This window comes from Turicibacter sp. T129 (genome assembly GCF_025594975.1).
GTDB classification, from domain to species: domain Bacteria; phylum Bacillota_I; class Bacilli_A; order MOL361; family Turicibacteraceae; genus Turicibacter; species Turicibacter bilis.
This window is the reverse complement of sequence record NZ_JAMQUU010000096.1, coordinates 1-8,451: the sequence shown is the minus strand read 5'-3', so window position 1 is coordinate 8,451 and position 8,451 is coordinate 1. Positions and strand designations below refer to the sequence as shown.

The 8,451-nt window shown below is 32.4% G+C and carries 7 protein-coding genes; 4 read left to right on the top strand and 3 right to left on the bottom strand.

The window, feature by feature from the left end; translation table 11 throughout:
- A partial coding sequence (locus NEH75_RS12830) for a CAT RNA binding domain-containing protein (RefSeq protein ID WP_317452428.1) occupies window positions 1-274 on the bottom strand: 274 nt, incomplete at its 3' end.
- Between the two features lie 374 nt (window positions 275-648).
- The gene (splB, locus tag NEH75_RS12825; protein ID WP_055305792.1) at window positions 649-1,668 is read right to left on the bottom strand and encodes a spore photoproduct lyase; all 1,020 of its coding nucleotides are present in this window, start codon (window positions 1,666-1,668) and stop codon (window positions 649-651) included.
- 138 nt (window positions 1,669-1,806) lie between these two features.
- On the opposite strand from splB, the gene NEH75_RS12820 reads away from it, so the two are divergent.
- The 4 genes from NEH75_RS12820 to NEH75_RS12805 all read left to right on the top strand — a co-directional run bounded on the left by NEH75_RS12820 (window position 1,807) and on the right by NEH75_RS12805 (window position 6,859).
- Window positions 1,807-2,496, top strand: coding sequence for a response regulator transcription factor (locus NEH75_RS12820; RefSeq protein ID WP_055305793.1), 690 nt, complete (start codon window positions 1,807-1,809; stop codon window positions 2,494-2,496).
- Entirely contained in the window at window positions 2,493-3,491 is a 999-nt protein-coding gene (locus NEH75_RS12815) for a sensor histidine kinase (protein ID WP_055305794.1), read from the top strand. Before NEH75_RS12820 ends, NEH75_RS12815 begins: the two co-directional genes overlap by 4 nt.
- A gap of 87 nt (window positions 3,492-3,578) precedes the next feature.
- Window positions 3,579-4,262, top strand: a complete 684-nt coding sequence (locus tag NEH75_RS12810) for an ABC transporter ATP-binding protein (protein WP_055305795.1) — start codon at window positions 3,579-3,581, stop codon at window positions 4,260-4,262.
- Window positions 4,259-6,859: an ABC transporter permease gene (locus tag NEH75_RS12805; protein ID WP_055305796.1), complete on the top strand. Its 2,601-nt coding sequence runs from the start codon at window positions 4,259-4,261 to the stop codon at window positions 6,857-6,859. Before NEH75_RS12810 ends, NEH75_RS12805 begins: the two co-directional genes overlap by 4 nt.
- A 301-nt stretch (window positions 6,860-7,160) precedes the next feature.
- On the opposite strand, the gene NEH75_RS12800 is transcribed toward NEH75_RS12805, so the two are convergent.
- The gene (locus NEH75_RS12800; protein ID WP_055305797.1) at window positions 7,161-8,312 is read right to left on the bottom strand and encodes an AI-2E family transporter; all 1,152 of its coding nucleotides are present in this window, start codon (window positions 8,310-8,312) and stop codon (window positions 7,161-7,163) included.
- Window positions 8,313-8,451: the final 139 nt, after the last annotated feature.

Here is an 8,451-nt window from a genome sequence, read left to right as displayed (position 1 = left end):
CACCATTTCTGGTGAAGACTCCTTTTTCAAATGTTGAAATAATTTTCCGAGTTAACAAAATATATTCCTGTGATAAGTCAGAGACAATACTAATTAATTTATTATTAATATTCTTATTTTTACACGAAAATATTTTGTAATTTAAGTTGGTTAAATCAACTTTTTGATTTCCTTTCTTTCCAAAAGCAATTCCTTTTCCCATTACAATTATTTCATCGCCATTTTCATCTAAAGATATAAATGCATTATTATTTAATACTTTTTCAATATACATCTATCTTCCTCTCCCATCATCAATCTGACCTCGAAATGAATATAAAAAAAGGCAAAACCCTCCCTATAGAAGTGGGTTTTGCCTGCCTAACCAGTTACAATCCTTACCATCATCATATCATGCGAATATCTATTTGTAAAGATTTGGGATAGCGTTTTACAAAAATAATTAATTTGAAAATATTTAAAGACTATAAGCTCATCACCCAAACGCATTGTTGATTTTAAAAAAATATTTTCTTATTTAAAATGACGTTTAAATTATATGGAAAACAACTCATTTTAACACTTAAATTCATCGTTTTAATAGAAAAAATCATCAAGGGCTATTTCTGGTAAAGACTCAGAATATAAATAAAATTTTCCCTTCTACAACTAGATAATATACTTAATTTCATAAGGAAATGGAAGATGTTTTAATCCGAATTCAAAGAGTTCTTTGATTTCAGCGATAACTTCTTTTGGATAGACATATTTTCCATAACCAAATTGACCATATTTATAAGTCCGTTCAGCTTCATTCATGGGAAGTTGGCTTTCTTCAAAGACTTGAAGGATATGGTTTTTAGCGGTTGGTGTAAATCGATGGGAGATGATTTCAAAAGTGATGGGATGTTGTGACTCTTCATTTGGAAGAAAGTCTTTTAACATTTTAATAAGCATGAGGTAATCCTCTTTCCAGTTGGGATAGATGAAAACCGGCGCAATTAAAAATCCAACGGGGTATCCTGCTTTTATTGCTTTGCGGGCTGCTTCAATTCGTTGTTTTGCTCTTGGGGTCCCATGTTCGAAACTTTCAATGACGGTATCTGTATTAATAGAAAAGCGCATTTCAGTATGCCCATTATGTTTGAGATGAAGTAAGTCATCTATATCGGTGAATTTTGTGACAAAGCGAAATCTTGTATTAGGATCTTTAGCAAAAAATTCAATGGATTTAGCTAAGGCATGCGTATAGGGTTCAACAGGGACAGGATCTGAGGTTGCGGATCCTTCAAAGATAGTTGGTCTAAACTTTCCAGTTTGAATATATCGTTTTGCTTTTTTTAAAATATCATCAATATTCACATAGATACGTGTGAATGGCTTATCTTTTAAATTCGTATTCAAATAACAGTACTCACATTTTCCAATGCAACCTGTCACGAGTGGCAGTTGATAATGTGCAGATGGCTTACATGATTGAAATTCAAGTGTTCGACGAACTCCAATGACAAGTACACGTTTTCCAATTTCATATTTTTCTTGAACATTTTTTCCTCTTAAAAAATTGACGCGATTACTTTCTAAAATATTAACTGGAATGTCCATCTTTTCAAACTTCTCTTTTAATTCATTCCCGAGTGGATAATCAAGTGCTTCTTTTTCAATATAAACGTGTTTCGGTTTAAACATACATATCCTCCTTTCTTATAATATTATTTTTCAAATTCGACAAAATATCGCATCATTTTTAATAAAGATGACGAAATCGTCACTTCAAGAACAGTTATTTATGGGTATAGTAAAACTAATGCGAAAGGATGGATTTTGATGGAAATTTTATTAATTGAGGATGACTCATCAATTATTATGGGATTAAGTTTTGCCTTGAAACAAGAAGGATTTCAGGTTCAATCAGTTGGTACGGTTAAAGAGGCTAAAGCATTATTAAACCAAAAGACGTTCGATTTGTTGCTTTTAGATGTTGGATTACCTGACGGTGATGGCTATGAAGTGTGTCAGTTTTTAAAAAGTTCAAATGCCACTCAAACACCTGTTATTTTCCTAACTGCTTGTGACGCTGAAGTTAATATTGTGATGGGATTAGAACTAGGAGCTGATGATTATATTACAAAACCTTTTGGTATTCGGGAGTTAATTGCACGTATCAAATCTGTGCTTCGCCGTAGCGGCAAGACACAAGCACAACCAAGTTCGTTAACATTTGGCAATGTCAGTTTAGATCTGGCTAAAGCTAAAGTATATAAACATTCCAAAGAAGTTTTGTTAACCGCACTTGAGTATCGTTTATTCTTGATACTTGTTCATCATAAAAATCAAGTGTTAAGTCGCGTTCAGCTACTTGATAGCATTTGGGATGTGGCTGGTGATTTTGTGAACGATAATACTCTAACAGTTTATATTAAGCGTCTTCGTGAAAAACTTGAAGACAATCCACAAAAACCAACTTTAATTCAAACCGTCCGAGGACTTGGCTATAAGTTAGAGGTGAAGGAATGAGCCGAAATAAAGAATTTTTCATCTTCATGAGTATCCAATTTATTTTAATGTGTTTAGTAACTATCGTTTGTCTGATCGTGAATGTACGCTTAGGGCTTTTTGTATTAGGGATGCAGGTGTTAATGTGGATTGCTTTTTTTATGTATCATCGCTGGCGATACATTCAAATAGCGAAGCTTTCTGAAACATTACGGCGCGTCAGTCTTGGACATTATGAATTAGAAATTCGAGATAATCAAGAAGGTGAACTTAGTATTTTAAAAAGTGAACTGTATAAAGTGACGTTACGGCTCAAAGAAGCAAATGAGTTACTTGAACAAGAAACACAGTATTTAGCAGATGCCATGTCTGATATTTCTCATCAATTAAAAACACCATTAACCTCGATGCGTATGATGAATGAATTATTAGCTGATCCCAATTTAGATGAACAAACACGACTGATGTTTATAAGTCAAAATAAAACTCAACTCGATCGTTTACAGTGGTTAGTCAGTTCATTATTAAAATTTGCGAAGCTCGATACAAAAACTGCTGATTTTAAACAAGAGATACTCTCAGTTAAAACTTTAATTCAACATGCGATTGAACCTTTAATGATTCCACTAGAAATTAAAGAGCAACAGTTTATCGTTCAAGGAGACGAGTGCAAAATTGTCGGTGATTTTCACTGGACTGTTGAGGCATTAACTAATATTTTTAAAAATGCGATTGAACATACGCCCGTTTGTGGAACGATTCAAGTAAATATACAAAAAAATCCGATTTATACAGAGATTACAATTAAAGATAATGGGGAAGGAATTGATAAAGAGGATCTTCCGTACTTATTTAAACGATTTTATCGTGGGAAAAATGCAAATCGTGATAGCGTCGGGATTGGACTTGCCATGGCCAAAAGTATTATTAATGAACAAAATGGTGATATATTAGTCGAAAGTATACTAGGTGTTGGAACAACCTTTAAATTAAAATTTTATAAACTCATTGTTTAAGTGACTATTCTGTCACTTTTTTAGTCACTAAGCTGTCACCTTCGAACGGTATACTTAAGTTATCAAATCAAACAAGGAGGATTAGAAATGGAAATTTTAAAAGTTGAACATGTTAGTAAAGTATATGGCGAAGGACCAACAGCCGTTAAAGCTTTAGATGATATTAGTTTTTCCGTTAATAAAGGAGAGTTCGTTGCGATTATTGGACCTTCAGGTTCTGGAAAATCAACATTACTTCATATTTTAGGGGGAGTCGATTATCCAAGTAGTGGGAATGTTTATATTGATCAAACAAATATTTATGACTTAAATGAGACACAGTTAGCTGTATTTCGTCGCCGACAAATCGGATTAATTTATCAATTTTATAACTTAATGCCTGTATTAAATGTACGTGAAAATGTTGCACTTCCTCTACTTCTTGATCACCGTAAGGTTGATGAAGCTCAATTAGATGAATTATTAAAAACACTCGGCCTAAGTGAACGTGTCAATCACCTTCCTAATGAATTATCAGGTGGTCAACAACAACGTGTTTCAATTGGACGTGCACTGATTAACTACCCTGCACTTGTGTTAGCCGATGAACCTACTGGAAATTTAGATGGGAAGAACAGCCAGGAGATCTTAGAATTATTAAAGTTATCGAATAAAAAATATAATCAAACATTAATTGTTATTACACATGATGAGAAAATTGCTTTACAAGCTGATCGTATCATTTCAATTGAAGATGGTCGCATCATGAAAGATGAGGTGATTCGTCGATGAACATTATTCAAAAGTTAACGATTAGTTATTTAAAAGAAAATAAAAGACAAACATTAGTGACATTAATTGGAGTTATTTTATCGGTGACGATGATCACAGCCGTTGCCACTTCAGCAGCATCATTTATGGATTTACTTCAACGACGCACGATTCAAATCGATGGAAACTGGCATGTTTTATATGAAGATGTTCCGAAAGAATCTTTATCTGTGATTGAAAATGACTCAGATACAAAAGCTACTTTCTATTCTCAATCACTTGGGCATGCTCGCTTAGATGAGAATAAGTATTCTAGTAAACCTTATTTTCATCTTCTTGCTTTTAATGAATCTGCACAAGAAGCTTTTCCTGTTAATTTAATTCAAGGACGTTTCCCTGCTAATTCACATGAGATTCTCTTATCAAAAGATGCAATTTATAATAGCGGTGTTAATTATCAAATTGGGGATACGATTACTTTGACGATTGGTCAACGTGTGAATGAGTTTGGAGAGTATTTATCTCCAAGTGATTGGGGAGGTGACTGTAACATAGAAACATTAGTTGATACAAAAGAATATACATTCACTATTGTTGGAATTACTTCTGAACCACGCTACATTTCGTCATGGGGCCCTGCTTTTACGGTGATTACTGCTTTAGATTCTGAATTAGATGCTACTCTTTCAAGTGTAGATGTTTCCGTGCAACTAAGTCATATTACACCAAAGCTTTATAACCATGCGATGCAAGTAGCAAGTGAAGCAAATGTTCCTAAAGACGCAACTGAGAGTCCAATGATTGCCTTTAATAAAGAGTTATTACGATTTTACGGTGTGACAGGAAATGATTCAATGAATCTGATGATTTATTCCCTTGCTTTCTTCTTTATGTGTGTGATTATGATAGGATCTGTGAGTGTCATTTATAATGCCTTCTCTATTTCAGCGAGTAAGCGAATGAAGCATTTAGGGATGCTTGCAAGTGTTGGGGCAACAAAAGCTCAAAAATGTAGCGCGATTTTGTTTGAAGGTGTTGTGATTGGAACAATTGCCATTCCACTAGGACTTTTATTTGGAACAATTGGAATGGGAGTCACTTTCAATCTTGTTAATCCTATTTTTCAATCAGCCGCTAATATGACGATCGCGCTTCGACTCGTCATTTCTGCTCCTTCCATTATTATTGCGATTTTATTTTCTATCTTAACTATTTTTATTTCAGCATGGATTCCTGCTCGTCGTGCAGCAAAGGTCTCACCGATGATTGCAATTCGTCAAAATACTGAAGTGAAAATTCCACGTCGAGCAGTCAAAACATCAAAAGTAGTCTCAAAGATCTTTGGAATTGAAGGTGATTTAGCTCTTAAAAATATTAAGCGCCAAAAACGCCGCTATCGTGCAACTGTCTTTTCCCTTATTTTAAGTTTTTCTTTATTTTTAATAACCACTTATTTTTTAAATACTTTACAGTCTGCTTATAATTTAACGTTGGAAACAATTAATTATGATTTATACATGAGTGGAGATAGTAATGATTATGGATACGCTCTAAGTCATTCTTCAGAAAGTCTTTTAATCGATGAAATTGTTAGCTTACCAAGTGTCAAAGACTATAACTATATTCAAAAAGCTTACACTTACACTTCAATTACAGAAGATCTTTTAACTGAACAAGCAATTGAACTTTTAAAAGGCGAACAATCAGATACAGACTTTTCAGCTTTACTCAATCAGTTTGAATTAAAAATTTATGGAATACGAGATGATGTCTTCAATCGTTATATTGATCAAAATAATGAAATAAGTAATTCGTCAACAATTCCAATCGTTGTCATTAATACAAACCAATTCTTAAAAGATAATAAATATATGCAGGTTAATCTATTAAAAGAAATCGATCATTTAACCTTTCACTCAAACGAATATCAATTTAACGTACTTGGTTATACAAGTGAGCTACCTATGGGAATAACTTACGATTTCCTTTCAAATAACATCCCTGTAATTACTCCTCTATCAGCTATTGAAGGGATGTTTGAGCAAGGTGTATTTGACGGAGGTTATAGCAATTTATCTCTCTATTTAACAAGTGATGATACTTCTACATTAGAGAATGAAATCGTCAATTTATATCAGGAAGCTAATTCATTAACAATGCCTAGTATTTTTAGTCTTCAAAAGTCGCATGAGTCACAGAAACAGCTAGAACTATTAATTTCAATTTTTGCCTATGGATTCATTTGTTTAATTACGCTTATCTGTCTCGTGAACGTGTTTAACACAATTACAACTAGTATGCTTCTTCGTACGCGTGAATTTGCTATGATTCGCTCGGTTGGAATGGATTCAAAATCATTTAATAAAATGATTCGATTTGAAAGTCTATTTTATGGATTAAAAGCATTATTATATGGAATCCCACTCAGTATCGGGTTAATGTACATCGTTTATCAAATTTTAAAATCAAATTTTGAAATACCATTTACTCTACCCTGGTCTTCATTTATCATTGCTATCTTTGGAATCTTTATTTTTGTTGGATTATCGATGTGGTACTCACTCATTCAAATAAGAAAACTAAACATTATCGACGCTTTGAAACAAGAAAATATATAAAAAGAAAGCTCATCAACAAATAGCAGTTGATGAGCTTTTTTAATTTTATAGGCTAGGACGCCTCTCATTCTAATAATTATATTATTTCCTCTAAACTAAGGATGAAAGTTAACATGGTAGCTATATAGAAACAGAAATGTATTTCATCATTCTATATCAGTCTTAGTTAATCGATTGCTTTAATACTAAGACAGACTATAGTCCAGCTAAAAGTTTTCCGATATGAAAAACTTATCTGGACTTATATATATTAAATTTTAATAAATTTCTTTAAGTTAAAAACATCTATTAGAAATAGCTGTTATATTTTTTGTTGATTTTTAAGTCGATGATAGCGGCGTGTTAAATAAATTTGTGCTAAAGCCGCTGATGGAATAGAAACAATCATTCCAACCATTCCTAAATAGTGTCCACCAATTAAGATAGCAATTAAGACCCAAACTGGATTTAATCCAACACTATTACTTAATAACTTTGGTTGAATAACATTTGCATCTAATTGTTGATAAATGGTTAATAAAATTAATGATAAGATGGCTAAATTTAAGCTTGAGAATAACCCCAGGACACAACCTAACAAAGCTCCTAAAATTGGCCCGATGTATGGAATAACATTTGTGACTCCTGTTACAAGTCCAACTAAGATGGCAAATGGATGACGAATGACTAATAAAATTAATGTTGAGAATACTCCAGCTAGGATTGCTGCAATTAATTGAGCAATTAAAAAACCACCAAACACTACATCTAAATCATGAAGCAGTTGTTTCATACGTTTTAAAAGTCTTGGTGATAATAATGCTTGAGCACCTTTATCCACCGAATTAATTAAGATTTCTTTATCTTTTAAGAAATAGATCGACAAAATAATCGTTGTTAACGTACTAATGGCAAATCCAGTTACATTCGTAATGACTCCAGTTCCTAACTGTAAGATTTGGGTCCCTATCGCACTTAGTAAATTAGTAATAAAGTTCGATATTTGATCAATTTGTTGTTGATTAATAAAGGATTCCACATACGGACCTAACTCTTTAATGTAATAATTCATACTTTCTTGAAACATTGGTAATGATTCTAATAATAATCGTAAATTTTTCATAATTGGTGGAATAATGCTATTAAATAAAACGTAAATAGACCCGACTACAAGGATGAATAAAAGTAAAATGGTGAATCCTCGACTAGCACCTGATGCTAGCTCCTTTTTAAATATTTTGCGACTTAAGTCTTTTAGCTTTTTTTCAATATATATCATTGGTCGATTTAAAACATAAGCAATTCCAAAAGCAATAATAACCGGACGAATTAATAAGATGAATGTATGAATCTGATTAGTAATCAGGCCTAAATTCTTTAAAATATAATAGATAAAGATTAATCCAACTCCGACAATGAATATACTTAAACAATTTAACCATAATTGCTTATTCTTTTTCAGTTGTTCTAGCATGACTAACACCTCATTTCAATAAATAGCTATGACATCATTTTACCATTATTATTATCTTTTTAAAGTTTTCTGTTTCTTTTTTTCAATATCATACAATTTTTATAAAATTTTTTGATATGATAGATTGTAATATTAAGTG

What these genes read in the sequence shown, in the direction of transcription:
- splB (WP_055305792.1), bottom strand. Translation starts at nt 1,668, where the DNA reads ATGTTTAAACCGAAACACGTTTATATTGAAAAAGAAGCACTTGATTAT.
- NEH75_RS12820 (WP_055305793.1), top strand. Translation starts at nt 1,807, where the DNA reads ATGGAAATTTTATTAATTGAGGATGACTCATCAATTATTATGGGATTA.
- NEH75_RS12815 (WP_055305794.1), top strand. Translation starts at nt 2,493, where the DNA reads ATGAGCCGAAATAAAGAATTTTTCATCTTCATGAGTATCCAATTTATT.
- NEH75_RS12810 (WP_055305795.1), top strand. Translation starts at nt 3,579, where the DNA reads ATGGAAATTTTAAAAGTTGAACATGTTAGTAAAGTATATGGCGAAGGA.
- NEH75_RS12805 (WP_055305796.1), top strand. Translation starts at nt 4,259, where the DNA reads ATGAACATTATTCAAAAGTTAACGATTAGTTATTTAAAAGAAAATAAA.
- NEH75_RS12800 (WP_055305797.1), bottom strand. Translation starts at nt 8,312, where the DNA reads ATGCTAGAACAACTGAAAAAGAATAAGCAATTATGGTTAAATTGTTTA.